The organism is Blastococcus sp. SYSU DS0510, assembly GCF_054050835.1.
In genome coordinates this window covers 1-26,208 of the sequence record NZ_JBJHAC010000030.1, presented here as the reverse complement: position 1 = coordinate 26,208, position 26,208 = coordinate 1, and the positions used below count along the sequence as shown (strand labels likewise).

At 74.8% G+C, this 26,208-nt stretch carries 21 protein-coding genes; 14 read left to right on the top strand and 7 right to left on the bottom strand.

Annotation, left to right across the window (positions count from 1 at the left end):
• Position 1: 1 nt before the first annotated feature.
• On the bottom strand, positions 2 to 289 hold the full coding sequence (gene rpsF, locus ACI79P_RS19615; RefSeq protein WP_456582738.1) for a 30S ribosomal protein S6: 288 nt from the start codon (positions 287 to 289) through the stop codon (positions 2 to 4).
• A 161-nt stretch (positions 290 to 450) separates the two neighbouring features.
• On the bottom strand, positions 451 to 1,464 hold the full coding sequence (locus ACI79P_RS19610; protein ID WP_456582737.1) for a hypothetical protein: 1,014 nt from the start codon (positions 1,462 to 1,464) through the stop codon (positions 451 to 453).
• A 122-nt stretch (positions 1,465 to 1,586) separates the two neighbouring features.
• Between ACI79P_RS19610 and ACI79P_RS19605 the strand changes: the two genes are divergently transcribed.
• Positions 1,587 to 2,399: a deoxyribonuclease IV gene (locus ACI79P_RS19605; RefSeq protein WP_456582736.1), complete on the top strand. Its 813-nt coding sequence runs from the start codon at positions 1,587 to 1,589 to the stop codon at positions 2,397 to 2,399.
• Here the strand turns inward: ACI79P_RS19605 and ACI79P_RS19600 are convergent.
• From ACI79P_RS19600 to ACI79P_RS19590, 3 genes are all read right to left on the bottom strand, one after another.
• Complete coding sequence (locus ACI79P_RS19600) at positions 2,379 to 3,881, bottom strand: glycosyltransferase family 87 protein (protein WP_456582735.1); 1,503 nt, start codon at positions 3,879 to 3,881, stop codon at positions 2,379 to 2,381. The genes ACI79P_RS19605 and ACI79P_RS19600 overlap by 21 nt on opposite strands.
• A 21-nt stretch (positions 3,882 to 3,902) precedes the next feature.
• Positions 3,903 to 6,419: a transglycosylase domain-containing protein gene (locus tag ACI79P_RS19595; RefSeq protein WP_456582734.1), complete on the bottom strand. Its 2,517-nt coding sequence runs from the start codon at positions 6,417 to 6,419 to the stop codon at positions 3,903 to 3,905.
• 144 nt (positions 6,420 to 6,563) lie between these two features.
• Positions 6,564 to 6,977: a DUF5318 family protein gene (locus ACI79P_RS19590; protein ID WP_456582733.1), complete on the bottom strand. Its 414-nt coding sequence runs from the start codon at positions 6,975 to 6,977 to the stop codon at positions 6,564 to 6,566.
• Positions 6,978 to 7,136: 159 nt separating this feature from the next.
• Between ACI79P_RS19590 and ACI79P_RS19585 the strand changes: the two genes are divergently transcribed.
• The 3 genes from ACI79P_RS19585 to ACI79P_RS19575 all read left to right on the top strand — a co-directional run bounded on the left by ACI79P_RS19585 (position 7,137) and on the right by ACI79P_RS19575 (position 10,005).
• Positions 7,137 to 7,955 carry a helix-turn-helix transcriptional regulator gene (locus ACI79P_RS19585; protein ID WP_456582732.1) on the top strand — a complete coding sequence of 273 codons (819 nt, stop codon included), beginning with the start codon at positions 7,137 to 7,139 and terminating at the stop codon, positions 7,953 to 7,955.
• Between the two features lie 92 nt (positions 7,956 to 8,047).
• A complete protein-coding gene (locus tag ACI79P_RS19580; protein WP_456582731.1) occupies positions 8,048 to 9,127 on the top strand; it encodes an inositol-3-phosphate synthase in 1,080 nt (359 codons plus the stop codon).
• A gap of 122 nt (positions 9,128 to 9,249) precedes the next feature.
• On the top strand, positions 9,250 to 10,005 hold the full coding sequence (locus ACI79P_RS19575; RefSeq protein WP_456582730.1) for a hypothetical protein: 756 nt from the start codon (positions 9,250 to 9,252) through the stop codon (positions 10,003 to 10,005).
• 123 nt (positions 10,006 to 10,128) lie between these two features.
• Here the strand turns inward: ACI79P_RS19575 and ACI79P_RS19570 are convergent, their stop codons facing one another.
• Positions 10,129 to 10,782, bottom strand: coding sequence for a YqgE/AlgH family protein (locus ACI79P_RS19570; RefSeq protein WP_456582729.1), 654 nt, complete (start codon positions 10,780 to 10,782; stop codon positions 10,129 to 10,131).
• Between the two features lie 315 nt (positions 10,783 to 11,097).
• Between ACI79P_RS19570 and ACI79P_RS19565 the strand changes: the two genes are divergently transcribed.
• Positions 11,098 to 12,348: an MFS transporter gene (locus ACI79P_RS19565; RefSeq protein ID WP_456582728.1), complete on the top strand. Its 1,251-nt coding sequence runs from the start codon at positions 11,098 to 11,100 to the stop codon at positions 12,346 to 12,348.
• Positions 12,349 to 12,360: 12 nt separating this feature from the next.
• Here the strand turns inward: ACI79P_RS19565 and ACI79P_RS19560 are convergent, their stop codons facing one another.
• A complete protein-coding gene (locus ACI79P_RS19560; RefSeq protein ID WP_456582727.1) occupies positions 12,361 to 13,875 on the bottom strand; it encodes a CCA tRNA nucleotidyltransferase in 1,515 nt (504 codons plus the stop codon).
• A 113-nt stretch (positions 13,876 to 13,988) separates the two neighbouring features.
• On the opposite strand from ACI79P_RS19560, the gene ACI79P_RS19555 reads away from it, so the two are divergent.
• The 9 genes from ACI79P_RS19555 (at position 13,989) to ACI79P_RS19515 (ending at position 26,099) form a co-directional block, all read left to right on the top strand.
• Positions 13,989 to 14,465: an NUDIX hydrolase gene (locus tag ACI79P_RS19555; protein ID WP_091930860.1), complete on the top strand. Its 477-nt coding sequence runs from the start codon at positions 13,989 to 13,991 to the stop codon at positions 14,463 to 14,465.
• Positions 14,462 to 16,855, top strand: a complete 2,394-nt coding sequence (locus ACI79P_RS19550) for a DUF6049 family protein (protein WP_456582726.1) — start codon at positions 14,462 to 14,464, stop codon at positions 16,853 to 16,855. The genes ACI79P_RS19555 and ACI79P_RS19550 overlap by 4 nt, the downstream gene beginning before the upstream one ends.
• A complete protein-coding gene (murJ, locus tag ACI79P_RS19545) occupies positions 16,852 to 18,915 on the top strand; it encodes a murein biosynthesis integral membrane protein MurJ (RefSeq protein ID WP_456582725.1) in 2,064 nt (687 codons plus the stop codon). The genes ACI79P_RS19550 and murJ overlap by 4 nt, the downstream gene beginning before the upstream one ends.
• Before the next feature lie 80 nt (positions 18,916 to 18,995).
• Positions 18,996 to 20,678 carry a hypothetical protein gene (locus ACI79P_RS19540; protein WP_456582724.1) on the top strand — a complete coding sequence of 561 codons (1,683 nt, stop codon included), beginning with the start codon at positions 18,996 to 18,998 and terminating at the stop codon, positions 20,676 to 20,678.
• Positions 20,679 to 20,746: 68 nt separating this feature from the next.
• A complete protein-coding gene (gene trxB / locus ACI79P_RS19535) occupies positions 20,747 to 21,760 on the top strand; it encodes a thioredoxin-disulfide reductase (protein WP_456582723.1) in 1,014 nt (337 codons plus the stop codon).
• A gap of 119 nt (positions 21,761 to 21,879) precedes the next feature.
• Positions 21,880 to 22,206: a thioredoxin gene (gene trxA, locus ACI79P_RS19530; RefSeq protein ID WP_091930864.1), complete on the top strand. Its 327-nt coding sequence runs from the start codon at positions 21,880 to 21,882 to the stop codon at positions 22,204 to 22,206.
• 244 nt (positions 22,207 to 22,450) lie between these two features.
• Positions 22,451 to 23,602 (top strand): N-acetylmuramoyl-L-alanine amidase, encoded by a 1,152-nt coding sequence (locus ACI79P_RS19525; RefSeq protein ID WP_456582722.1) that lies wholly within the window; start codon positions 22,451 to 22,453, stop codon positions 23,600 to 23,602.
• An 86-nt stretch (positions 23,603 to 23,688) separates the two neighbouring features.
• Positions 23,689 to 25,107, top strand: a complete 1,419-nt coding sequence (locus tag ACI79P_RS19520; protein WP_456582721.1) for an aminotransferase-like domain-containing protein — start codon at positions 23,689 to 23,691, stop codon at positions 25,105 to 25,107.
• Positions 25,104 to 26,099, top strand: a complete 996-nt coding sequence (locus tag ACI79P_RS19515) for a D-alanine--D-alanine ligase family protein (RefSeq protein ID WP_456582720.1) — start codon at positions 25,104 to 25,106, stop codon at positions 26,097 to 26,099. The genes ACI79P_RS19520 and ACI79P_RS19515 overlap by 4 nt, the downstream gene beginning before the upstream one ends.
• Positions 26,100 to 26,208 lie beyond the last annotated feature (109 nt).

Here is a 26,208-nt window from a genome sequence, read left to right as displayed (position 1 = left end):
GTCAGTGGACCTCGGGCCGCATCAGCTTCGTGCGCAGGACCGACTCGTTGAGGTTCAGCTGCCGGTCGAGCTCGGCCACCGCGGCCGGCTCGGCCTCGATGTCGACGATGGCGTAGATGCCCTCGACGTGCTTCTTGATCTCGTAGGCCATGCGGCGACGGCCCCAGATCTCGGTCTTGACGGTGCCACCGGAGTTGGTGACGACGGTCAGGAACCGGTCGAGCGAGGGAGCGATCGTGCGCTCCTCCAGGTCGGGGTCGAGAATGACCATCAGTTCGTAGTGACGCACGGAGAACCCCACCTCCTCTGGTCTTCGCGGCTGCAGGGAATCTGCAGCAGGAGGGTCGTACACGCGTCGCGCGCCCCGGCAGGAGCCGGAACGCGCTGGCCCCAGGCTACCAGCGGCCCGGTCCGGCGGGCCAGGCGCTGTCCACAGACCGAGGACCGACGTCAGCGGGACCCGCGGGCCGCCTGCAGGGTGCGCACCAGGGCGGCCGTGACCGTGGCCAGCGCGAGGACGGCAGCCAGCGCCGCGGCGGGCAGCGTGACCGGCTGCGCCCCGGAGGCGACCGCCTCGTCGTCCCCGTCCGCGCCGGGCGCCGGCGTGCTGAGGCCGGCCAGCTGCCCGAACTCGGGAACGGTGGCGCCGTCGTAGGTGCCGGTGACACCGCCGGAGCCGTCGCGCTCACCGCCACCCCCGGACCGGCCGGGGGCCACGGAGCGGGTCGGGTCGAGCGCCGCGGCGGAGGCCCGGGCTCCGGGGAGGAGCTGCGCGGCCCCGCCGGAGCCGGTCTCGTACGTGTACTGGTCGCCCGGCACGTCCTGCGGCGCCGGGGCGGCGTCCGGGGCCGGCTGCCCGGTGGCCGGTGGCTGCGGGGCCTCCGGCGCCGGTGCGGGCTTCGGGGCCGCCGGGGGCGGGGCGGCCGGCAGCGTCACCGGCGGCAGCTGGGGCAGGTTGACGCCGGGCACGTTCGGCAGCGGCAGGAGCGTGTTCACCACGAGGGGCTGGGGGCGGGGCAGCGGCGGCAGGAGCGCGGTGGTGGCGTCGATCAGGGGCTGGGTGAGCGCGGCGCCGGACTCCAGCGAGTAGCTGAAGGCCAGCCAGCAGCCGGCGACGCAGCTGCGGTCGAAGCGCTCGGTGTGGCCGGCGCCGGGGGCGAGCTCCCGCTGCCCCGACGGCAGGGTGAGCGTGACCTCGGTGCTGGCCGTGACGCTGATCAGCGAGGGCAGCAGCCCACCACCGCCGACCTGCACCGTCCTGTCCTGCAGCTCGTTGACGAAGGTCACCGCCCCGCCCTGGTCGACCGAGACCACGAGCTGGGTCAGGTCCCGGATCGGCACGGTCGCCGTCGGGGCGGCGGTGGCGACGGGGGCCGCCACCGAGGCCGCCGCCACGCCCAGCCAGCCCAGGACTGCCACGGCGATGCCCCGGCGGGCCGTGCGACCGATGCGACCCGTTGCCATGCTCTGCTACCTCCACGTCGACGCCCCAGCGCTACCGGCGGGTAACCGCCGTCACAGCCTCAACGATGATGTGACGCGCGCGATACGGGCAACCTGGAAATCACGGGAAACCGGAGGTCAGCATGGGTGGTCACCCGATCGGCGTACACGTGGGCGCCGGCCTCACCGACGACGGCGACCCCGACCGGGGCGGCCCGCTGGCCCGTGCCGCGGAGGTGGACGCCGACGCCGTGCAGGTCTTCCTCGGCGACCCGCAGGGGTGGAAGGCGCCCGGGCCCCGGTCCGACGCCGACGAGCTGCGCGGCTCGGACGTCGCCGTCTACGTCCACGCCCCCTACGTCCTCAACGTGGCGACGACGAACAACCGCATCCGCATCCCGAGCCGGACGCTGCTGGGCAAGCACGCCCGGGCCGCCGCGGAGATCGGCGCCCGCGGCCTGGTCGTGCACGGCGGGCACGTCCTGGCCGGCGTCGACCCCGCGGTCGGGGTGGACAACTGGCGCAAGACCTTCTCCCGCCAGGCCGAGCAGGGGGGCTTCCCGGTGCCGGTGCTGATCGAGAACACCGCGGGTGGCGGCAACGCGATGGCCCGCGACCTGGACGCGCTGGGTCGCCTGTGGGAGGCCGTCGGCGAGTTCGGGGCCGGTTTCGTGCTGGACACCTGCCACGGCTGGGCCGCCGGCTGGGACCTCGGCACCGTCGTCGACGCCGTCCGGGCGGTGACCGGCCGGATCGACCTGCTGCACCTGAACAACAGCCGCGACCAGGCGGGCTCCGGCCGCGACCGGCACGCACCCCTGACCGGCGGCGAGATCCCGGCCGAGGTGCTGGTGGAGGTCGCGCGGGCGGCGGGCTGCCCGGTGGTCCTCGAGACCCCCGGCGACGCCGCCGGCCACGCGGCCGAGATCGCGCTGCTACGCGACGCCCTCGGCTGACCGCCGGAGCACCCGCCGGTCGGGGGCGTGGTCCAGCGGTCCGCCGGCCGGGTCGTCCATCCCCGGCCAGCTGGTGCGGACGACGTCCCGGTCGGGATAGAGGACGTCGCGCACCACCAGCGCCACGAGGACGAGGACGGCGGCGTCGCGGAGCGTCACGGCGAGGAAGAACCACTCCACGTCGATGCCGCGGTTGTCCGTCCCCAGGTACCAGAGCAGGCGCGGGACCCAGAGCACCGCCTCGGTGGCCTGCCAGGCCAGGAGGGAGCGCCACCGAGGCCGGGCGAGCACCGCGAGCGGGAGCAGCCACAGCGAGTACTGCGGGCTCCACACCTTGTTGGTGAGCAGGAAGACCGCGACCAGCAGGAACACGATCTGGGCGACCCGCGGCCGCACCGGCGCGGCCAGCGTCAGCCAGGCCACCGCGCCGAGCGCGGCGAGGAGCACGACCGCGACCGCCGCGTTGAGCACCGTGGGCGTCTGCCCCTCGGCCAGCGGGCCGTCGAGCAGCTGGTCACCGGCCACGTGCAGGGCGATGTTCCACAGCGAGTCGGGGTCGGCCGGGCGCGTCCTGTTGAGGGTGAAGAAGCGGGACCAGTTCTCCGGCGCGAGCACCGCGACGGGGAGGTTGACCGCGACCCAGGTCAGCGCCGCGGCGGCCGCCGTCCTCGCCCACACGGCCAGCCGTCCGGCCCGCAGGCAGAGCAGCAGCAGCCCGGCGAGCAGGAGCGCCGGGTAGAGCTTCGCGGCGACGCCGAGGCCCAGCAGGACGCCGGCGAGCACCGGGCGGTGTCTCGCCCAGGCCCACATGCCGAAGGTGGCGAGCGCGACGGCGAGCAGGTCCCAGTTCGTGAAGGCGTGCACCACCAGCAGCGGGGACAGCCCGATCATGGCCGCGTCCCACGGGCGGCGGCCGGCCAGCGCGAGGGTGGCCCGCACCACGAGGAGCGCACAGATGGTGAGCAGCAGGCAGGTCACCACGTAGTAGCTGAGCACCGGCGCGACCTCGGGCAGCAGGCCCGATGCCGTCGCGGCGCGGTCGTACCCGGCGGCGACGGCGGCCGCGAGGGCCATGAAGCCGCCGGTGAGCACCGGGTACTCGACGGCGGAGTCGAGGTAGGGGATCGCGCCGTCGGCCAGGCCGTGCAGCCCGAACAGCGGCACCGTGTCGGAGTAGCAGAAGTGCGTGTACTGGACCGAGCCGGCCCAGTTCCCGTCGGCGCAGGGCGCCTGCTTCACCCAGGCGACCGCCAGCGCCAGGGTGGCGAAGAGGAGGCACACCCGCAGCGGCGTCCAGAACAGGGCCCGGCCGGTGACGGCGAACCGGCCCCACGGCCCACCGACGGCCTCGCTGGCCTGCCGCACCACGGGGTCGGTCCAGGACGGCACCACGCGGTCCGGTGCGGACGGCGGCTGGGTTCCACGTGGAACCAGCACGGGCCCGTCCGCGGTGGCGGACGGGCCCGTGGGGGTGCTGCTCATGCGAGCAGTGTGCGTGATCGGTCAGTCGACCGGCGGCGGGACGACGGGGCCGGGCGTGCCGCCGGCTGAAGGCGGTGTAGGACGCTCGGTGCGGTCATCGATGCCGTTGCCGTTCTGGTCCGGGAACTGGGGCTGCTCGGTGCGGTCGTCCACACCGTTGCCGTTCGCGTCCGGGAACTCCGTTCGGTCGTCCACACCGTTGCCGTTCGCGTCCGGGAACTCCGTGCGGTCGTCCACACCGTTGCCGTTCCGGTCCGGGAACTCCGTTCGGTCGTCCACGCCGTTGCCGTTGGCGTCCGGGAAGCTCGGCCGGGACGGACTCGGGGACGACGGCGCGGCCGGGGTCTCCACCGGAGCGGGAGCCTGGGTCGTGGGCGCGGGCACACCCTCGCCGCTGTCGCCCTTGATCAGCGCCCGGTCCGGCAGGTCCTCCTCGGGGGTACCGGCGAGCACCGCGTCCATGAACCGCTGCCAGATGGCGCCGGGCAGCCCCGAGCCGTAGATGATCCGCCCGCGGGAGTCGACGATCGGGTCGCTGGGGGAGTCGTTGCCCACCCAGACCGCGGTCGCGATGGAGGGGGTGTACCCGACCATCCACGCGTCGGAGTTGTTCTCGCCCTGCCCCTGGGTGCCGGTCTTGCTGGCGACCTCGCGGCCGCCCTCCAGCGCCCGGCGCGAGTAGGAGGCGACGTCCTTGAGCGCGACGGTGACGTCGTTGACGACGTCGGCCGGCAGGACCTGCTCGCCGGCGGCGGCCGCCGTCTGGTCCACCAGCACGGTGCCCGCGCTGTCGGTCACCTTCCCGATGAAGTGGGCGTCGCGGAAGACCCCGCCGGCGGCGAGCGTCGCGAACCCCTGCGCCTGGTCGAACGGGCGCAGCTCGTACTCGCCGATGCCGATCGACGAGCCGGTGAGGCCGTCGGAGTTGGCCAGGACGGTCTTGCCCGCGAAGAAGTCGCTGCCGCCCCACGTGTCGGGCAGGCCGGTGGCCGCGAGGATCGTGTCGCGCACGTTCTCCGGGCCGACCTCGTAGGCCAGGCCGTAGAAGGTCGTGTTGAGCGAGCGCGTGATCGCCTCGGTGAGCGTGCACGCGGAGCAGCTGGCGCCGCCGGAGTTGGTCACCGGCAGCCCCGGCCGGTCGGGGAACTCCTGGTCGTCGCTGCCGTCGCGCCGGGCCTGGATGCCGATGCCCTGCTCCAGGGCGGTGGCCAGCACGTAGGGCTTGACCGACGACCCGGGCTGGCGCTTGGCCTGCGCGTAGTCGGTGCCGACCCCGTTCTCGCCGCCGTAGTAGGCGACGACCCCGCCGCTGCGCGGGTCGACGGCCACGAGGGCCTCCCGCAGCTCCTGCGGCTCCGGCGGCGCCGTGACCTCGCGGACGGCGGCGACGGCGGCGTCCTGCGCCGGCTTGCTGATCGTGGTCGTGATCTGCAGGCCACCGGCGTTGACCTGCTGCTCGTCGTAGCGGTACCGCTCCTGCATCTCCTGGGTGACCTGGCGGACGATGTGGCCCTCGGGCCCCTCCGGCATGCCCAGGGTGGAGTCGGTCTTCGGGAGCACCGGCGGGTACACCGAGGCCTCGCGCTCCTCCGCCGTCAGCCAGCCCTCCTCGACCATCGCGTCGAGCACCAGACCCCAGCGGTCCTGCGCGCCCTCGGGGTTGGTCTCCGGGTCGTAGTTCGAGGGGCTCCGGATGAGGACGGCGAGCACCGCGGCCTGCTGCGCGGTCAGCTCGGCGGCCGGGATGCCGAAGTAGGTGTTCGCCGCCGCCTCGATGCCGTAGGCGCCGCGGCCGTAGTAGATGGTGTTGAGGTAGTTCTCGAGGATCTGCTCCTTCGAGAAGTTGTTGTCCAACTTGATCGCCAGGAACAGCTCCTGGAACTTGCGGCTGAACGTCTGGTCGTGCGTCAGGAAGGCGTTCTTCACGTACTGCTGCGTGATCGTCGAGCCGCCCTGCGTGGAGCCACCGGTCAGGTTGTTCCAGGCGGCGCGCACGATGCCGGTGAAGGAGATGCCCGGGTCGGAGTAGAAGCTGCGGTTCTCGGCCGCGAGCACCGCGCGCTGCGCCGGCTCGCTGATGGCCGACAGGGGCACGTTGGTGCGGTTCTCGTCGCCCAGCCGCGCCATCTCGGTCACGCCGTCGGAGTAGTAGATGACCGTGGTCTGCTTCGTGGAGACCGAGTCGGGGCTGGGCACCTGGGTGCTGGCGTAGACGACGCCGACGAAGACGAACAGCAAGGCCATCAGCCCGCCCATCAGCGCGGCGGTGATCTTCAGCCGGCGCTGGCGGCGCTGCTTCTTGCTGCGCGCCGCCTTGCCCTTGGCCGCGGCCGGTCGCGCGGCGGGACGGCCGGAACCGCCACGGGACGCCGTGGTGCCGCCGCGCGAGACGGGCGGGCGGCCGCCGCCCGACGGGCGCCCGCCCGGGGGACGCCCGTCGCCGCCTCCGCCGCCGGTGCTGCGGCTACGGGTGGCCGGCGGCCGGCGCACCGACCCGGCCCGCGGTGCGACGGGCGAGGTCTCGTCGTGGCTGGGCACGAGCACACCCCTTTCCTGGACTGTCCTGGGCGACGCCGGGCACCTGCCCGGACGCAGCGTTTCGTCTTCAGCTTGTGGCAGCGCAGCGGGCCCGCTCCGTCGCGGGCCCGGTGGCACGGTCGGGGCCGGTAGCCGGCCCGTCCGTCACCGCTCGGGAGCGGTCCGGCGCCTGCCGCGGGGCTTGCGCCCCGGCTCGGGCTCGGCACCGAGGACGTACGAGCAGTCGAGGTGGTTCCAGCCGCAGGCGCGGCAGACCTCGACCCGGTACACGGAGAACTCGTCCTGGGCGGCGTCCATGCGGGCGAGCTCGGCCTCGGTCTTGGCCTGGCCGGCCACCGGCCCGAGGTGCTCGCCGTACACGTAGTTCACCAGGGTGAGACGCTCACGTCGGCAGACCGGGCACGCGGCGTCGGTCGGCTCTCCGTGGTACTTCGCCGCCCGTGAGAGGTACGGGCTCGCGTCGCACACCTCGAACAACCCGGTGCGGCCCGCATGTACTCCCGCCAGGACGGCTCGCCGCTGCAGCGAGTAGTCCACGACGGAACGACGTCCGGGCACGGCGGCCAATGTACGCACCGCGCCCGCGTCCGTGGGGTCGCCGAGCGCCCTCCCCACCCCGGGTGACCCACCTGCCCCACGCCTCCATGTAGAACGGGCGCACTGCCCGATGTATCGTGCCGATACATCGATCGACAGGGACCACCCGGGGAGGGCGACGTGCTCGAGTTCGCCATCCTCGGCCTGCTGCACCAGGCCTCGATGCACGGGTACGAGCTGCGCAAGCAGCTCGCCGCGGTGCTCGGTGGGTTGCGCAGCATCTCCTACGGATCGCTGTACCCCGCGCTCCGGCGGATGCAGGCCGCCGGGCTGATCTCCACCGATGAGCCCACCCCGCGCGCCCTGCTCCCGGCCGATGCACCGCCGCTCACCGGCCGTCGCGGGAAGGTGGTCTACACGATCACCGCGGAAGGCAAGGAGCGGTTCCACGAGCTGGTCAGCCAGACCGGCCCGGAGGCCTACGACGACGGCGGGTTCTTCGGCGTCCGCCTGGCCTTCTTCCGGCACACGGCGCACGACGTGCGGCTGCGGATCCTGGAGGGCCGCCGGCGCACCGTGGAGCGGCAGCGCGAGGGGCTGCGGTCATCGCTGGCGCGGACCCGCGAGCGGCTCGACCGCTACACGCTCGAACTCCAGCGGCACGGCCTGGAGTCGGTGGACAGGGAGGTCCGCTGGCTGTCGGAGCTCATCGACAGCGAGCGCCGGGAGGCGACGGAGCCAGGAGCGGTGCGCCGGGAGGCGACGGAGCCGGGAGCGGTGCGCCGGGAGGCGACGGAGCCGGGAGCGGTGCGCCGGGAGGCGACGGAGCCGGGAGCGGTGCGCCGGGAGGCGACGGAGCCGGGAGCGGTGCGCCGGGAGGCGACGGAGCCGGGAGCTGCGTCCTCGGAGGCGCAGGAGCCAGGAACGACACGACAGGAGACGGGCGGAACCGCGCGGCCCGACCCGATCGCGGCGAAGCCACCGCCGATCACCACCTGAACACGCCGGGGCCTCCGCGCCCGGGCGCAGCCATCACCGGACCGCACGCGGTTCACGTACACGGGCCCAACGGTCCAGGGAGAAGGAGAGTCATGGGGTCAGTCAAGGTCGCCATCGTCGGCGTCGGTAACTGCGCCGCCTCGCTGGTGCAGGGCGTCCACTACTACCGGGACGCCGACGAGACGACGTCCGTGCCGGGGCTGATGCACGTCCGGTTCGGCGAGTACCACGTCTCCGACATCGAGTTCGTCGCCGCGTTCGACGTCGACGCCAAGAAGGTCGGCCGGGACCTCTCCGAGGCCATCGTGGCCAGCGAGAACAACACCATCACGATCTGCGACGTGCCGCCGCTGGGCGTGACGGTGCAGCGCGGCACCACACTCGACGGCCTGGGCAAGTACTACCGGGAGACCATCGAGGAGTCCGACGAGCAGCCGGTCGACGTCGTCGCCGCCCTGCGCGAGTCCGGTGCCGACGTCCTCGTCTGCTACCTCCCCGTCGGCTCCCAGCAGGCCGCCGAGTTCTACGCGCAGGCCGCGCTCGACGCCGGTGTCGCCTTCGTCAACGCCCTCCCCGTCTTCATCGCCGGCACCAAGGAGTGGGCGGACAGGTTCACCGCCGCCGGCGTGCCGATCGTCGGTGACGACATCAAGAGCCAGGTCGGCGCCACGATCACCCACCGGGTGCTCGCCAAGCTGTTCGAGGACCGCGGCGTGCAGCTCGACCGCACGATGCAGCTGAACGTCGGCGGCAACATGGACTTCAAGAACATGCTCGAGCGCGAGCGTCTGGAGTCCAAGAAGATCTCCAAGACCCAGTCCGTCACCAGCCAGGTCGACCGCGACATGGGCGTGGGCAACGTGCACATCGGCCCGTCGGACCACGTGCCGTGGCTGAGCGACCGCAAGTGGGCCTACGTCCGCCTGGAGGGCCGCGCGTTCGGCGACGTCCCGCTGAACCTGGAGTACAAGCTCGAGGTCTGGGACAGCCCGAACTCGGCCGGCATCATCATCGACGCCGTCCGCGCCGCGAAGATCGCCAAGGACCGCGGCATCGGCGGCCCGATCCTGTCGGCGTCCTCCTACTTCATGAAGAGCCCGCCGGTGCAGTACGACGACAGCGAGGCCCGTGACGCCGTCGAGGCGTTCATCCGGGGCGACATCGAGCGCTGAGGCCCCCACCGGGCATAGGAGGCTTTACCTACGTCCCTGGGGGCCAGGACGCAGGTAAAGCCTCCTTTGCCCCCGCCGCGTCGTCGCCGATCCGGGGCGATCGGCTGCCTACGCTGCACCGCATGCGTGCCCGCCGACAGCTCGTCCCCCGGGCGGGCGCGGCCGGGCTGGCCCTCCTGCTCCTCGCCGGGTGCACCAGCGACCAGCGGCAGGCCGGTGAGCCGGTCACCGAGGACGACGCCGCCGTCCTGGCCGAGCTGCTCCACCGCAACCACCAGGAGGGCGGCGCGGACTTCGTCGTCACCGCCCCTTTCGCCGACGACGCGGTGCTCACCCTCACCGGGCAGATCGATTTCCGCCGCGGGGTCGGCCAGGCGCAGGCGGTGACGACGGTCGGGGGCGAGGACCGGGACACCCGCACCCTGTTCTTCGACCGCGACGACCTCTGGGCCGGCGACGTGCCCGGGCTGACCGAGGCGCTCGCCGCCGACGGCGCCCCGGACGCGACCTACCTGCGCCGCACCCTGCCGGCCGGCGCCGCGGACCCGCCGCTGCTCGACGTGCTCGTCCGGGTGCTGCAGAACCTCGCCGCGGAGCGGGCCGACCCGCCGTCGGCATTCCTGGACGGCCCGTACCGGTGGGACGGGGAGCAGGCGCTCGACGGCCGGCCGACGACGGTGTACCGGCTCCGCGAGGAGCGCACGGTGGCGGTGGACGACTCCGACCGGACGCTGGTGCAGTACCGGACCCCGCTGGGCGGCGTCGAGGTGACGGTCACGCTCGCCGAGCACGGCACCCGCCGGCTGGCACTCCCCACGGCGGAGGAGACGGCGGCGGCGACGGACCACCCGGAGATCGCCGCGGCGTTCGGGGTCTGAGGCGGGGAGTCGTCACCGCAGAGAAGCGGGAAGGGGCGGCCTCTTCCCCAGACCGCCCCTTCCCGGGCTCTTTCCTACCAGACGACGCCGGATCGCGCTGCCCGACACGAGCCGGGAGGGACGTCAGTTGGCCGTGGGGTCCAGCGTGGCGGAGGAGAGGACGGCCAGGCGACCGGTCTGCCGGCCCACCACCCGCCGCCACAGCTCGGGGCCGGACAGCTCGCTGAGGACGTCGCCGGGTCGGCTCGGCACGCAGGCCCACGCCCCTTCGGCGATCTCACCGGCCAGCTGACCGGGCGACCAACCCGCGTAGCCCGCGAACACCCGCAGGCCCGAGAGGCGACCGGTGAGCGCCTCCGGGTCCCCGTCGAGGTCGACGAGGTGGACGTCCCCGGCCACGGACCGCAGGCCGGGTTCGCTGGCGTCGACCGCCGCCGTCGCCAGGCAGAGCGCGGTGTCGGTCTCGCAGGGCCCGCCCACGTGGAAGACGCCCGGCTCCACCGCCAGATCGCACCAGCCGGGCAGCACGTCGCGGATCTGGACCTGGCTGGGCTGACCCAGCACCACGCCGAGCGTGCCGGTGTCGGAGTGGTCCAGGACGTAGACGACCGCCCCGGCGAACGTGGGCTCGGTGAGCGCCGGCATCGCCACGAGGAGAGCGCCCGCCCGCACGTCGTCCAGGCTGCCGACCGACAGCTGGGGGACCGCGCCGGCACGGCGGCGACCGGTCGCGGGCCGTGCAGGCGGACCGGACTCGGGCTCGGGCGGGGGAGGCACCGGCGACATCCTTCTCAGTGTGCCCCACGTCGGCGCCGGTGGCCGCCCGCCCTGCGCGCGGAGGGCGCGGGCGCCCCGTGCAGGGTCCCGCCGCGAGCTCGCGAGTGGCGGGGGCACGGGCGGCCCCGTGCAGGGTCCCGCCGCGAGCTCGCGAGTGGCGGGGGCACGGGCGGCCCCGTGCAGGGTCCCGCCGCGAGCTCGCGAGTGGCGGGGGGCGCGGGCGGCCCCGTGCAGGGTCCCGCCGCGAGCTCGCGAGTGGCGGGGGGCACGGGGTCCTTTCTCTAGGCTGGCCGTGTGGCGGGGGCGGGGACGACCGTGCGCGGCCTTCTGGTGCGCGGGGACTTCCGCCGACTGCTGGGCACCCGGTTGCTCTCCCAGTTCGGGGACGGCGTCTTCCAGGCCGCGCTGGCGGGCACGGTGCTGTTCAACCCGCAGCGGGCCGCCGATCCCGTCGACGTCGCCGCGGGCTTCGCCGTCCTGCTGCTGCCCTACTCGTTCGTCGGGCCGTTCGCCGGCGTCTGGCTGGACCGCTGGAGCCGGCGGCAGGTGCTCCTGCGCGCCAACGTGCTGCGCGCCGGTCTCGTGGCCGTGGTGGCCGCCCTCGTGCTCGCCGGCGTGCAGGGGCCGGCCTTCTACCTCGCGGGGCTCGCCGTCTTCTCGGTGAACCGGTTCGTGCTCTCCGCGCTCTCGGCCGGGCTCCCGCACACCACCGACGAGTCCTCGCTCGTCCCGGCGAACGCCCTGTCGACGACGTCGGGCGCCGTCGCCACGGTGGCCGGGGGTGGAGCCGCGCTGTCGCTGCTGCAGCTGACCGGGTCCGGCGACGCCGGGTACGCCACGCTGGCCCTCGCCTCCGCCGTGCCCTACCTCGCGGCCGCGGCGGTCGTCGCCGGCTTCACGCGGGCCTACCTCGGGCCCGACCACATGGCCCGCACCGCGCGGACGTCGGCGGCGCAGGTGCTGACCGGCATGGCCTCCGGTGCCCGGCACGCGTGGGCGCACCGGCAGGCCGCCGCCGCGCTCACCGCCATCGGCCTGCACCGCGTCTGGTTCGGCCTGCTGACGCTCATGACCCTGCTGCTCTACCGCAACACGTTCGTCGACGGGAGCGGCCCGCTGCCCGGGGGCCTGGTGGGGCTCGGCGTGGTCGTCGCCGCGATCGCCGCCGGCACGCTCACTGCCGCCGTCGCCACCCCGCCCGTCGTGCGCCGCATCGGCACGGTGCCGTGGATCGGCATCCTGCTGACCACGGGCGGGCTGCTCCAGGCCGGCCTCGGGCTGCTGTTCCAGCCCTGGGCCGCCGTGCTCGCCGGGTTCGTCCTCGGGCTCATGGGTCAGGGCGTGAAGATCTGCGTCGACGCGACCCTGCAGGAGTCGATCGACGACGACCACCGCGGCCGGGTCTTCTCCGTCTACGACACCGTCGTCAACGTGGGCTACGTCGCCGCACTCGTCGCCGCGGCGTTCACCCTCCCCGAGTCGGGGGTCTCACCGCCGCTGCTCACCGTCGTCGGCGCGGGGTACGTCGGCACCGCGCTGCTGCACGCCCGCATGGCCCGGTGCTGAGCGGAGGGGCGGTCAGCCCTGCCGGGCGGCCCACCACGCGCGCAGCGCGGCCTCGGCGTCGTCACGGTCCAGCGGTCCCCGCTCGAGCCGCAGGTCCTTCAGGAAGCGCCACGCCGCACCGACCTCGGGACCGGGCCCGAGACCCAGGATCTCCATGATCGCGTTGCCGTCGAGGTCGGGGCGCACGCGCGCCAGGTCCTCCTGCGCGGCGAGCTCGGCGATCCGCTGCTCCAGGGAGTCGTAGGTCGCCGACAGCGCGGCGGCGCGCCGCTTGTTGCGGGTCGTCGAGTCCGACCGCACGAGCTTGTGCAGCCGGGGGAGCAGGTCGCCGGCGTCCGTGACGTAGCGCCGGACGGCGGAGTCGGTCCACTGCCCGTCCCCGTAGCCGTGGAAGCGCAGGTGCAGGAAGGTGAGCCGGGAGACCGCCTCGACGACCTCCTTGGAGTACCGCAGCGCCATCAGCCGCTTGCGCACCAGCTTGGCGCCGACCACCTCGTGGTGGTGGAAGGAGACCCGCCCGCCGGGCTCGTGCCGGCGGGTCGCGGGCTTGCCGATGTCGTGCAGCAGCGCGGCCAACCGGAGGACCAGGTCGGGCGACGGGGCTCCGTCCTCCCCCGCCCGCCCCTCCGCCTTCTCCAGGGCGATCGCCTGATCGAGGACGGTCAGCGAGTGGGCGTAGACGTCCTTGTGCTGGTGGTGCTCGTCGATCTCCATGCGCAGCGCCGAGAGCTCCGGCAGCACGACGTCGGCCAGGCCGGTGGCGGTGAACAGCTCCAGCGCCGCCCGCGGCGCGTCCTGCAGCAGCGTCTTGGACAGCTCCACCTGCACGCGCTCGGGGGTGATCCGGGCGAGCTCGCCGGCGAGGGAGGACATCGCGGCGAGCACCTCCTCGTCCGGCGTCAGCCCGAGCTGGGCGACGAAGCGGACCGCGCGCAGCATGCGCAGCGGGTCGTCGGCGAAGGACTCGACCGCGGGGCCCGGGGTGCGCAACCGCTTCGCCAGCAGGTCACCCAGCCCACCGAAGGGGTCGGTCACCGTGCGGTCCGGGCCGAGGGAGACCGCCATCGCGTTGACCGTGAAGTCCCGGCGGGCCAGGTCGTCGGTGAGCGAGTCGCCCCACGCGACCTCCGGGTTGCGGGAGGTGCGGTCGTACCGGTCCGCCCGGAAGGTGGTGATCTCGACCCGCGCGCCGCCGAGATCGGCGCCCACCGTCCCGAAGGCGATGCCCGTGTTCCACGTGGAACGCGCCCACCCGCGCAGCACGTCGAGCACCTGCTCCGGGCGGGCGTCCGTGGTGACGTCGAGGTCGCCGGGGACCACGCCGGCCACCTGGCCGCCCCCGGCCGCGGCGGCCAGCAGGGCGTCGCGCACCGAGCCGCCGACCAGGTGGGCCTCGAAGCCGGCGGCGGCGAACCGCTGCCCGAGCTCGATCAGCACGGGCGAGACGTCCACCAGCGTGCGGACGGTCTCCTGGACGGCCGGGGGCACCGGCCCGGGCTCGGGCCGGCTCGGCGAGGTGGCGGACACGACGAGCCAGCGTAGTGCGGGCGGAGGAGCGACCCGGCCGGGCTCCGTCCCGTCGGGGCCCTCACGGTGCGATGCTCCCGGAGTCGACGCCGGGGGCGCGCTACCCTCCTGACATGGCTGGGACGGGCGGGCGAGGGCGCCCGGGCCGCCGGCTGCGCCGGGTCGACGAGACCTCCGCCGGGGGCCTGGTGGTGGCCGACGACGGCGTGACCGGGCCCCGTGCCGCCCTCATCGGCCGCACCGACCGCCGCGGCCGGCTGCTCTGGTCGCTCCCGAAGGGGCACATCGAGGCGGGCGAGACCCCCGAGGACACCGCCGTCCGGGAGGTCGCCGAGGAGACCGGCATCATCGGCGAGGTCGTCGCCCCGCTCGGGATCATCGATTTCTGGTTCGTCGCCGAGGGCCGCCGCGTGCACAAGACCGTGCACCACTTCCTGCTCCGTGCGGTCGGCGGTGCGCTCTCGGACGCCGACGTCGAGGTCACCGAGGTCGCCTGGGTGCCACTGGAGGAGCTGAGCACCCGGCTGGCGTACGCCGACGAGCGCGCCCTGGTCGAGCGCGCCCCCGGACTCCTGGCCGACAGCGCGTGACCCGGCCGGCTGCCACCCGAGCCGGTGGCCGCCCCGCCGCCCCCGCCCGGCAGGGCGCCGTCCGGCGTGCGGCCGCGCTCGTCCCCCTGCTGTCGGGCGCCCTGGTGCTCGGCGGACCGCTCCTCGCCCCCGCGACCACCCTTCCCCCCGCGGCGGCGGCCCCCGCCCCGACCGCCTCGGACGCGGCCACCTCCGCCGACCGGCCCGTCCGCATCGACGTGGCCCGCTTCGAGCCCCGCACGGTGACCCCGGGCTCGCTGATCACGGTCACGGGCACGCTGACCAACACCGGCCCGGACCCGATCACCGGCCTCCGGGCCCGGCTGCAGCGCGGCGACGTGCTCACCGACCGCCCCGACCTCGCCGCCGCGGTCAGCGACCCCGGCACCGCGACCACCGTGCAGCCGGAGTTCGCCCCCGTGGACGGCGTCCTCGCCCCCGGCGGCAGCGTGGAGTTCAGCTACACCGTCGACTCCGCCGAGCTGCGCCTGGACCAGGACGGCGTCTACCCGGTCCTCTTCAACGTCAACGGCACCGTGGACGGCGACCAGGAGCGCCGGGTCGGCGAACTGGCCACCTTCCTGGTCCAGCAGCCGGTCGTCCCCTCCTCGCGCACGACGGTCGCCTGGCTGTGGCCGCTCTCCGAGCCGAGCCACCGCGACGCCTCCGGCGCCTTCCTCGACGACGGGCTCGCCGACGCCGTGCGCGAGGGCGGCCGGCTCGACCGCGCGCTGGCCGTCATCGAGCGGCTGCCCGGCGGGCAGCCCGCGGCCCAGCCGGGGGCGGCGCCCACCGCACCGCTGCCGGTCACGCTGGCGATCGACCCTGCCCTGGTCGAGGAGCTGGCCCGCATGGCCGACGGGCCCTACGCCGTCGACGGGGTGGCCGGCGCGGGAACGGGCACCGAGGCGGCGCGGGCGTTCCTCGACCGGCTGCGCGCGGTGGTGGCGACGCGCCCGGTGGTGGCGCTGCCCTACGGCGACGTCGACGCCGACAGCCTCCACGCCGCAGGCCTGCCCGCCGTCGTCACCCGCAGCCTGCCGGGCACCCCGGAGGGCACGGCGCACGACCCGCCCGGCCCCCCGCCGGTCACCGGCGACCCGGCCGTCGACGCACCGGCAGCACCCGCCGAGCCGGCCGGCGCCTCCGGCACCGGAGCCGGCGCGGCGATCCTCGCCGACGTCCTGGACGTCACCCCGATCACCGACCTGGCCTGGTCCCCGGACGGCTCCTACGACGCCGCCACCCTCGACACCCTGCGCGCCGGGGGCGTCGACCAGGTCGTCCTCGGCAGCGGCGCACTCACCGACGGCGCCTCCGCCGTGGGCCTGGACGGCTCCGACGCGATCGCCCGCAGCTCGGTCCCGGTCGGCGACGGCGCGCTGGACGTGCTCGTCGCCGACCCGACGCTGAGCGCCGTCGTCGGCACCGCCGAGGTGGTGGAGGGCGGTCCGCGGATCGCCGAGCAGCGCTACCTGGCGGAGCTGGCCGCCCTGACCCTGCAGGCGCCGCCCGGCAGCGGGCAGACCGTCCTCGTCGCGCCGCCCCGCGACCTCGACGTGGGGGTGGAGGGCGCCGGCGCGATGATCGCCGACACGGCCGGTCTGCCCTGGCTCCAGGCGGGCAGCGTGGCCGCGCTCGGCGACGCGCCGCCGGCCGACGCCGGCACGCTCGCCGAGCCGGACCGGGACACCGCGCTGGACCCCGCGGGGCTGGCGGTCCTCTCCCAGGCCGTGGCCGCCCGGGAGGATCTCGCCGGCGCGATCCCCGCGGACGCCGACCTGGCGCTGCAGTCCTACGACGCCGGCATCGCCCGAGCCGCGTCGGTCCTGCACCGCGACGACCCCGAGGAGTTCCTGGCGGCCGCCGCCGACGCGCAGGACACCTTCGACCGCCTGCGGGACCGGGTCAGCGTGGTCGCCCCGGCGGACGGCACCTACAGCCTCGCCTCGAGCGACGCCCCGCTGGTGCTGACGGTGGACAACCCCCTGCCGTTCCCGGTCGACGTCCGGCTGGAGGTGGCCCCCCCGGCCAACGGCGGCCTCACCGTCGGCGACATCGGGGTGCAGACGCTGGCGCCCGAGCAGCGCACGACGCTCCAGGTGCCGACGGAGCTGCGGCGCTCGGGCGGGTTCCGGGTGACCGCGCAGGTCACCACCCCGTCCGGCAGCCCCCTCGGGGACCGCGTGGAGATGCAGGTGAAGAGCACCGCCTACGGGCCGATCTCGCTGTCGATCACCATCGGTGCCGCGTCGCTGCTCGCGCTGCTGTTCCTGCGCCGGCTCGTGCACTTCCTGCTCCGCCGGCGGCGGGGCGCGGTCCCGGCTGACACCGGCGCCGGCCCGTCGTCGCCCGGTCTCTCCGCGGCACCCACCCGGAGCCCGGTGTGAGCGATCGACCCGGCACCACCGAGGGCGGCCCCGAGGCCGCGGAGGACGGCGAGCGTCCCCGCCCGCTGCCGCTGCCCCCGCCGCCCGCGCCCACCCGCGCGACGCCGGGCCGCCGCAGCTGGGGGTCGCCCGCGCCGCTGCCACCGGCCCCCTACCTGGCGACGCCGCCGAGCGACGCCGTCTTCGCCGCGCCCCCCACCGCCGAGGGGGGGCCCGCGGAGGCCGTCGTCGACAGCGCCGTCCCCCCGGCGTCGCCGCCCCGGTTGCCACCCGTGCCCCCCGCACGGCCGGCGCGCCCGGCCGCCCCCGTGCCGCCGCTGCCGCCGCTGCGGCACCGCTGGGTGCCGGCCGCGGACGACACCCAGGTCTTCCCCATGCCGCTCCTGCCGCCGGTGCCCCGCGCCGAGCAGGACACCGACGAGGACGTCGAGCGGCGCGAGGGCGCACCCGGCGCCAGCGGGGGCATCCTGCGGGCCGCCGGGACCATGGCGATCGCCACCCTGGTCTCCCGGATCACCGGCCTGCTGCGCACCATCGTGCTCGCCGCGGCGCTCGGCGTCGGGCTGGTCGCCGACGCCTACAACACCGCGAACACGCTGCCCAACATCGTCTACGAGCTGCTCCTGGGCGGCGTGCTGACGTCGGTGATCGTCCCGCTGCTCGTGCACGCGCAGGAGCGGGACCGCGACGACGGCGTCGCCTACGCCCAGCGGCTGGCCACGATCGCGCTGTCGGGCCTGCTGGTGATGACCGTGCTGGCCGTGCTCGCCGCACCGCTGCTGACCGCGCTGTACGGGCTCGACGAGGACCCGGAGCAGTACCGGCTGGCCAACTGGCTGGCCCGCATCCTGCTGGTCGAGATCGTCTTCTACGGGCTCGGCGCCTTCGCCCAGGCGGTGCTGAACTCCCGCGGGGTCTTCGGCCCGCCGGCCTGGGCGCCGGTGCTCAACAACGTCGTCGTCATCGCCACCGGGCTGCTGTTCCTCGCGGCCAGCGGTCCGGGCGCCCTGGCGCCGGCGACCATCCCCGCCGGCCTCGTGTGGCTGCTCGGCGTCGGCACGGTGCTGGGCATCGCCGTGCAGGCGGTCGTGCTGCTGCCCCTCATGCGCCGTGCCGGGGTGCCGCTGCGACCCCGCTGGGGCCTGCGCGACACCGGGCTGCGCGAGGCGGGCACCCTCGGGCTCTGGGTGATCGCCTACGTGGCCGTGAGCCAGGCCGGTGTGCTGGTGGCCCTCCGGGTGGCCAACGAGGCCGGTCGCGAAGGTGGCCTGGGTTCTGCCGCCTTCGGCTACGCGAGCCTGCTCTTCCAGATGCCCTACGGGATCATCGGCGTCGCGCTGCTGACCGCCCTCGTCCCGCGGATGAGCCGCGCCGCCGCGCGCTCCGACGTCCCGGGCGTCGTCCAGGACCTGTCCCTCGGCACGCGGCTCTCGGCCCTCGGCCTGCTCCCCGTGACCGCCGCGCTGACCGTCCTCGGCCCTCCCCTGGGGGTCCTGGTCTTCGCCTGGGGCAACACGTCGGCCGACGAGGCCCGGGCCATCGGCACCGCGCTGGCCGTCGGCGCCTTCGGCCTGCTGCCGATGGCGGTGACCCTGCTGCAGCTGCGGGTCTTCTACGCGATGAAGGACGCCCGCACGCCGACGCTCATCCAGCTCGGCATGGTCGCCGTCCGGGTGCCGCTGCTCCTGCTCGTCCCGGTCGTCGTCGACCCGGACCTGGTGCTGGCCGGGCTGATGCTCGCCACCAGCCTCACCTACGTCGCCGGGTGGGTCATCGGCGACCTGGCGCTGCGCCGCCGGCTCGGTGGGCTGCGCACCCGCGAGACCTTCCTGCCGCTGGCCCGGATCGCCGCGGTCGCGATCGTGGCCGGGCTGGCCGGCGGTCTTGTCCGGATCGTGACCGGCGACCTGGGCGAAGGCTCGACGGCAGGCTCGCTCGCCGAAGTCGTCATCGGTACCGTGGTCGTCGGCGGCGTCGCACTGACCGGTCTGGTGGTGGCCCGCGTTCCGGAGGTCCGGGAGCCCGTCGCTGCGCTGCGGGCCCGGCTGGGGCGCAGGTGACCGAGCACCGGCCAGGTGGGCCGACCGTGCCGGAGCGTCCGCCTCGGCGGCCGGAGCAGCACAGGGAGTCGACAGTGTCGATGGCGTCCACGACCACCGGACTGCCCGACCGCTACCGCCCGCTGGACCAGATCGGCCCCGACGAGACCACGCCGACCGGCGTCATCCAGAGCTGGCGGGCCAAGGACCGCGTCCTGAACCGCGACGTCGCCATCCGCGTGCACGTCCCCGCCGGGCCCGCCGCGCACGCCTGGATCACCCGGGCGCTCACCGCGGGCGGCCTGGCCACCCCGGCGCTGGCGATGGTCTACGACGCCTCCGAGGGCAGCGTGGGTCGGGTGGGGGAGGACGCCGCCCCGGGCGGCGCGGCCTACGTCGTCAACGAGTGGATCGACGGCGAGACGCTGGCCGAGCGGCTGCGCTCGGGGCCGATGCCCGAGCGCGACGTGCGACTGGTGCTCCGCCGGCTCGCCGAGGGCGTCGCCGAGGCGCACCGCGTGGGCCTGGCCGTCGGCGGCCTGACGCTGGAGAACGTCGTCCTCCGCCCGAACGGGCTGGTCGGCCTGCGGGCGGTGCCCGCGGCCTCCGGCACGGTGCACGGCGACATCACCGCGCTCGGCGAGCTCCTCGAGGCCTGCCTCACCGGCGTCGGTCCCGGCGCCCGGCCGGTCACCGGCCCCTCCGACCTCGTGGCGCTCGCCCGCCGGGCCCGCTCGACCGAGCCGGGCCAGGGGCTGTCCAGCGTCGCCGCCATGGCCTCGCTGCTCGCCGAGCGGCCGCGGACGGGGCCCACCTCCTCGGCTGCCCCGCTCCGCGGTGAGGAGCCCGACGGCGGGCGGCGCTCCCGCCGCGCGCGGGACCGCCGCGGAGAGGGCGCCGCACCCGTGCGGCGCGAGCCCGGCACGCTGCCCCCGGTCCCTCCGATGCGCCCGGTCGCCGACGACGGCGCATCGGCGGCCCCCACGGCCCGCGACACGATCGCGGCCGGCCACGCGCTCCCCCCGGCCCGGCCCACCGGCGAGGAGGAGGAGCCCTTCGGCGTGCTGCGCGCCCGCGGGGGCTCCGACGACGACCCGTACGCCGAGCCGGCCTCCCTGTACGACGAGGAGGACGGCGCCCGCAAGCACCGGCTGGTCGTCGTGGGCCTGCCGCTGCTCGCCCTGCTCGTGGTGATCGCACTGGCGTGGTGGTTCGGGTCGAGCGTCCTGTCGGTGACCGACGCGGTGGACGAGGACCTCGGCGGCTCCACCCCGCCGGCCAGCAGCGCCCCCGCCGCGGACGGGGAGCCGGCCGAGGACCCGGCCGCCGCACCGGGAGCGGTCGCCCCGATCACCGCCGCGGAGGTGTTCGACCCGTTCGGCGACGGCGAGCCGGAGAACGACGGCGACGTCCCGCTCTCCTACGACGGCGACCCCGCCACCAACTGGTCCACCGTCACCTACCGCGGCACCCCTGCCTTCGGGAACCTCAAGCCCGGCGTCGGTGTCCTCTACGACCTGGGCTCCGTCCAGGACCTCTCCGGCGTCACCGTCCAGACGGCGCTGCCCGGCCCGACCGTCGAGATCCGCACCGCCGAGGCCGAGGGTGGCGCGCTCGACGACTTCGCCGTCGCCGCCGCCGGGACGCTCGAGCCGAGCACCGAGCTCGCGTTCGACGAACCCGTGACGGCCCGGTACGTCCTCGTCTGGATCACCGGCCTGGCCGACAGCCCGGACGGCTTCTCCGCGCAGCTGGCCGAGGTGGGGATCAGCACCGCCGGCTGAGCGGACCCTGCTCCCCGCCGGGACGGGCCGCGGGGAATGGCGCCCCTAGGATCGTGGTTGTGCCGCCCGTGACTGCAGACCAGCCGACCCCCGGCCCCGCCGTGACCACCGGCGAGGTGACGCAGCCGGTGATCCCGCCCGCCGAGCACGACGGCGTCCGTGACCTGATCATCATCGGCTCCGGGCCCGCCGGGTACACCGCGGCCACCTACGCCGCGCGGGCCAACCTCCACCCGCTGGTGTTCGAGGGCTCGCAGTTCGGTGGCGCCCTCATGACCACCACCGAGGTCGAGAACTTCCCCGGGTTCCCCGAGGGCATCCAGGGCCCCCAGCTCATGGACGACATGCGCACCCAGGCGGAGCGCTTCGGGGCGGAGCTGGTGCCGTCGGACGTGACCGAGGTCGACCTGACCGCCGAGCCGAAGATCGTCAAGGTCGGCGACGAGGTGCACCTCGCGCACGCGGTCATCGTGGCCACCGGCTCCAAGTACCGCTACCTCGGCCTGGACAACGAGCAGCGGCTGCTCGGCCGGGGCGTCTCCGCCTGCGCCACCTGCGACGGCTTCTTCTTCCGCGACCAGGACATCGTCGTCGTCGGCGGCGGTGACTCGGCGATGGAGGAGGCCACCTTCCTCACCCGGTTCGCCAAGAGCGTCACCGTCGTCCACCGCCGCGAGGAGCTGCGCGCCTCGAAGATCATGCAGAAGCGGGCGCAGGACAACGAGAAGATCCGCTGGGCCCTCGGCAAGCAGGTCACCGACGTCCTGGGCGACACCACCGTCTCGGCGGTGCAGCTCACCGACACGACCACCGGCGCGACCGAGACGATGCCGGTCACCGGGCTCTTCGTGGCCATCGGCCACGACCCGCGCAGCGAGCTCTTCGCCGGCCAGCTCAAGCTGGACGACGAGGGCTACATCCAGGTGGACCACCCCACCACGCGCACCAACATCGACGGCGTCTTCGCCTGCGGCGACGTCGTCGACCACATCTACCGCCAGGCGATCACGTCGGCCGGCACGGGTGCCGCCGCCGCGATCGACGCCGAGCGGTGGCTCGCCGAGACCTTCGACGAGCGCTGATCAAGGCCCTGCAGGGAGCGCGCCGGATCCGGGCATAACCCGCCCGTCCGGCCGGTTGTCCCGGCAGGCAATCTCGTCAGCGCCAGCGACGAGCCAGTCGACCGAGAGGGAGAACGACCATGGCAGGCAACACCGTGACGGTCACCGATTCCAGCTTCGCCACCGACGTGCTGGGCAGCGACAAGCCCGTGCTCGTCGACTTCTGGGCGGAGTGGTGCGGGCCGTGCAAGATGGTCGCCCCCGTGCTGGAGGAGATCGCCGCCGAGCACGGCGACAAGCTCACCATCGCGAAGCTGAACATCGACGAGAACCCGCAGATCGCCCGTGACTACCAGGTCATGTCGATCCCGACGATGACGGTCTTCCAGGGCGGCAAGCCGGTCAAGAGCATCATCGGCGCCAAGCCCAAGGGCGCGATCCTGAACGACCTCGCCGACTACCTCTGAGAGGACCTCTCGGCCCCCCACCACTCGCACCCTCGCGGCGGGGCCCTGCAGAGAGGCCGGTTCCAGCACGTCACCAGCCGTTCCAGCACGTCACCAGGCCCACCCGTCCCACCGGACGGGTGGGCCTGCGTCGTACCGGAGGGCGCGCCCCCGCCCCCGGTGCGCCGTCCCGGCGGGGAGGGACCACAATCGGCGACACGATGATGAGAACGGCGAAGCCTTCCAGTTCCCCAGCGGAGCTGTGATGGGAACCGACAGCCGCATGCAGCCCTTGAGGCGCGGGGACTCCGGGCCGGCCGTGGCCGACGTGCACGCCGCGCTCCGCAGCCTGGGTCTCCTCCCCGCCTCACCGGACGGCCTCGACCCCGGGCTGGAGTCGGCGGAGTACGACTCCGCCACCGAGCTCGCCGTGCGCCACTTCCAGCAGGTCCGCGGCCTCTCGGTCGACGGCCGGGTGGGGGACGAGACCTACCGGGCGCTCAGCGAGGCCCGGTGGTCGCTGGGGGACCGGTTGCTGCGCTACGACCCCGAGCGGCCCATGCGGGGCGACGACGTCACCAACCTGCAGGAGCGCCTGCTCGAGCTCGGCTACGACGCCGGACGGGCCGACGGGATCCTCGGCCCGGAGACCGAGCTCGGGCTCCGGGCCTTCCAGCGCGACTACGGGCTCACCTCCGACGGCACCTGCGGCCCGGCGACGCTGCGCGCGCTGCGCCAGCTGGGCCGCAAGGTCACCGGCGGCCGCCCGCAGCTCCTGCGGCAGAGCGCCTCCTTCGTCGAGAGCGGTCCCCACCTCATCGGCCGCCGCATCGTCGTCGACGCCGGCCACGGCGGCGAGGACACCGGTTTCACCGTGGGCGAGACCACCGAGGCCGACCTGGTCTTCGATCTCGCCTCGCGCATCGAGGGGCGGCTGGCCGCGGCCGGCGCCACCGTCTACCTCACCCGGGGCCGCGGGCAGGGGCCGGCGCTCGCCGAGCGGACCGCCTTCGCCAACGACGCCCGCGGCGACCTCTTCCTCTCGCTGCACCTGGACGCCCACGGCTCGGAGCACGCCCGCGGGGTGGCCAGCTACTACTACGGCACCGGGTCCGGCGCCTCCTCCACGGTGGGCGAGCAGTTCGCCAACCTGGTCCGCCGCGAGACCGTCGCCCGCACCGGCATGCTCGACCTCGGCTCCCACCCGAAGACGTGGGAGCTGCTCCGCATGACGCGCATGCCCGCCGTCCGGCTCGACTGCGGCTACCTCTCCCACCCCGTGGACCGGCTGCTGCTGCTGGACGCCCGCGTCCGCAGCGCCATCGCCCACGGCGTCCTGGCGGCCGTGCAGCGGCTCTACCTCCCGGCGGAGGCCGACCCGGCGACCGGTACCTTCGTGCTCCCCGAGAAGGCCTAGAGCACCTGGCGGGCAGGCGACCGATCGGTCCACTCGACTCCGGTGGTCTCCCCGAACGCCGTTCTGCCCGCGCCTACACTCCTGGGGTGGCCACCATCCCGCCCGGCTCCCCCGCCGGTCCCGGACAGCAGGGGGCGCACCCGGGTGCGCACCCCCATCCCGCGCCGCGTCATCCGCGGCTCGACCCGCTGGCCGACCGCTACGCAGCACGCACCCACGGGATGAAGACCTCGGAGATCCGCGCGCTCTTCTCCGTGGTCAGCCGGCCCGAGGTCGTCTCGCTCGCCGGTGGCATGCCGGCCGTGACCGCCCTCCCGCTGGACGCCGTCGGCTCGATGATCGGCGACCTGGTCTCCGGCATGGGCGCGCAGACGCTCCAGTACGGCTCCGGCCAGGGGGACCCGCGGCTCCGGGAGCGGATCTGCGACGTCATGGCGCTCGAAGGCATCACCGACGCCTCGCCGAGCGAGGTCGTGGTGACGGTCGGCTCGCAGCAGGGGCTGGACCTGGTCACCCGCGTCTTCGTCGACCCTGGTGACGTGATCCTCGCCGAGGCGCCGTCCTACGTGGGCGCCCTCGGGGTGTTCCAGTCCGCCGAGGCGCGGGTCCGGCACGTCGCCATGGACGACGACGGGCTGATCCCCGAGGCGCTCGAGGAGGCGCTGGCCGCCTGCCGGGCGAACGGCGACCGGGTGAAGTTCCTCTACACCGTCCCGAACTTCCACAACCCGGCCGGTGTCACCCTCTCCGAACCGCGCCGCGAGGCCATCATGGCGATCGCCGAGCGCTGGGACCTGCTGATCATCGAGGACAACCCCTACGGCCTCCTCGGCTTCGACCGGGAGCCGATGCGCGCGCTGCGCGCCCGGGACTCCCGGCGGGTCATCTACCTGGGCTCGTTCTCCAAGACCTTCTCGCCGGGGCTGCGGGTGGGTTGGGTCCTCGCGCCCCTCGCCGTCCGGGAGAAGCTGGTCCTGGCCACCGAGGCGCAGGTGCTCTGCCCGCCGTCGCTCACCCAGTACGCGGTCGCCCGCTACCTGGACACCCAGCCGTGGCGGGAGCAGATCAAGCTCTTCACCGAGCTCTACCGGGAGCGCCGCGACGCCACGCTGGAGTCCCTGGCGGCGCTCATGCCGCCGGGCACCACGTGGACCCGCCCGGACGGCGGTTTCTACGTGTGGCTGAGGCTGCCGTCCGGCCTGGACGCCAAGCTGATGCAGCCCCGAGCGGTCGGCGCGCACGTCGCCTACGTCCCCGGCATCGGCTTCTACGCCGATGGCAGCGGCCAGGAGTACATGCGTCTCTCCTACTGCTACCCGGAGCCGGACCAGATCCGTGAGGGGGTGCGCCGGCTGTCCCGCGTCGTCGAGGCGGAGCTGGACCTGCACTCCACCTTCGACAAGGTGGACACCGGTACCTTCCGGGCGATCCGCCCCGGCTCCGGCCACGACGCCGAGTCGATGGTCGGTCCGGCGAACAGCGACACGTACGAGGACGGCCGATGAGCGAGACCGCGCCCACCGCAGAACCCGGCGCAGCGCAGGAGCGCCACCCGCTGCGGGCCATCGTCCTCGCCGGCGGGCTGACCTTCGAGCGGGAGGTCAGCCTCTCCTCGGGCACCCAGGTGGTGGAGGAGCTCACCCGGGCCGGCCTGGACGCCGAACTCCGTGACGCCGACGCCGAGCTGCTGCCCGGCCTCGCCGCCGCGCCGGCGGACGCGGTGTTCATCGCGCTGCACGGCGCCACCGGTGAGGACGGGGCCCTCCGCGCGGTGCTGGACCTGGCCGGCGTCCCCTACGTCGGCTCCCCGGCGGCCGCGTGCCGGCTGGCCTGGGACAAGCCGGCCGCCAAGTCCGTCGTGCGCACGGCGGGCGTGACCACGCCGGACTGGGTCGCCCTCCCGCACAGCACGTTCCGCGAGCTGGGGGCCGGCGCGGTGCTGGACCTGATGGTGGCCCGCCTCGGTCTGCCGCTGATGGTCAAGCCCGCCTCGGGCGGCTCCGCGCTCGGCGTGCAGAAAGTCAGCCGCGTCGAGGACCTCCCGGCCGCGATGGTCAGCTGCTTCGCCTACGGCGACACCGTGATGGTCGAGCGCTACGTCGAGGGGGTCGAGGTGGCGCTCGCCGTCGTCGACCTGGGCGACGGGCCGATCGCGTTGCCGGCCGTCGAGATCGAGCCGGAGTCCGGCGTCTTCGACTACAGCTCCCGCTACTCCCCGGGCCTCACCGAGTACCACGCACCGGCCCGCATCCCCGACCAGACGGCAGCCCGCGCCGCCGAGGTCGCCGTCCGGGTGCACGAGGTCCTCGGCCTGGCCGACCTCTCGCGCACCGACGCGATCATCACCCCGGACGGCGAGGTGCACTTCCTCGAGGTGAACGTCTCGCCCGGTCTCACCGAGACCTCCATGTTCCCCATGGCGGTGGAGGCAGCCGGGTACGACCTGGGCGCGGTGCTCGGCCGGCTGCTCGCGCGGCGCGCCGAGAACCCGCGCTGAACCTCCCCGTACTGCACCACAGAGCGCGGGGGGGGGGGGGGGGGGGGGGGGGGGGGGGGGCGGGGGGGGGGGGGGGGGGGGGGCGGGGCGGGGGGGGGGGGGGGGGGGG

What these genes read in the sequence shown, in the direction of transcription:
- ACI79P_RS19610 (WP_456582737.1), bottom strand. Translation starts at nt 1,464, where the DNA reads ATGGCAACGGGTCGCATCGGTCGCACGGCCCGCCGGGGCATCGCCGTG.
- ACI79P_RS19605 (WP_456582736.1), top strand. Translation starts at nt 1,587, where the DNA reads ATGGGTGGTCACCCGATCGGCGTACACGTGGGCGCCGGCCTCACCGAC.
- ACI79P_RS19600 (WP_456582735.1), bottom strand. Translation starts at nt 3,881, where the DNA reads ATGAGCAGCACCCCCACGGGCCCGTCCGCCACCGCGGACGGGCCCGTG.
- ACI79P_RS19580 (WP_456582731.1), top strand. Translation starts at nt 8,048, where the DNA reads ATGGGGTCAGTCAAGGTCGCCATCGTCGGCGTCGGTAACTGCGCCGCC.
- ACI79P_RS19575 (WP_456582730.1), top strand. Translation starts at nt 9,250, where the DNA reads ATGCGTGCCCGCCGACAGCTCGTCCCCCGGGCGGGCGCGGCCGGGCTG.
- ACI79P_RS19555 (WP_091930860.1), top strand. Translation starts at nt 13,989, where the DNA reads ATGGCTGGGACGGGCGGGCGAGGGCGCCCGGGCCGCCGGCTGCGCCGG.
- ACI79P_RS19540 (WP_456582724.1), top strand. Translation starts at nt 18,996, where the DNA reads ATGGCGTCCACGACCACCGGACTGCCCGACCGCTACCGCCCGCTGGAC.
- trxA (WP_091930864.1), top strand. Translation starts at nt 21,880, where the DNA reads ATGGCAGGCAACACCGTGACGGTCACCGATTCCAGCTTCGCCACCGAC.
- ACI79P_RS19525 (WP_456582722.1), top strand. Translation starts at nt 22,451, where the DNA reads ATGGGAACCGACAGCCGCATGCAGCCCTTGAGGCGCGGGGACTCCGGG.
- ACI79P_RS19515 (WP_456582720.1), top strand. Translation starts at nt 25,104, where the DNA reads ATGAGCGAGACCGCGCCCACCGCAGAACCCGGCGCAGCGCAGGAGCGC.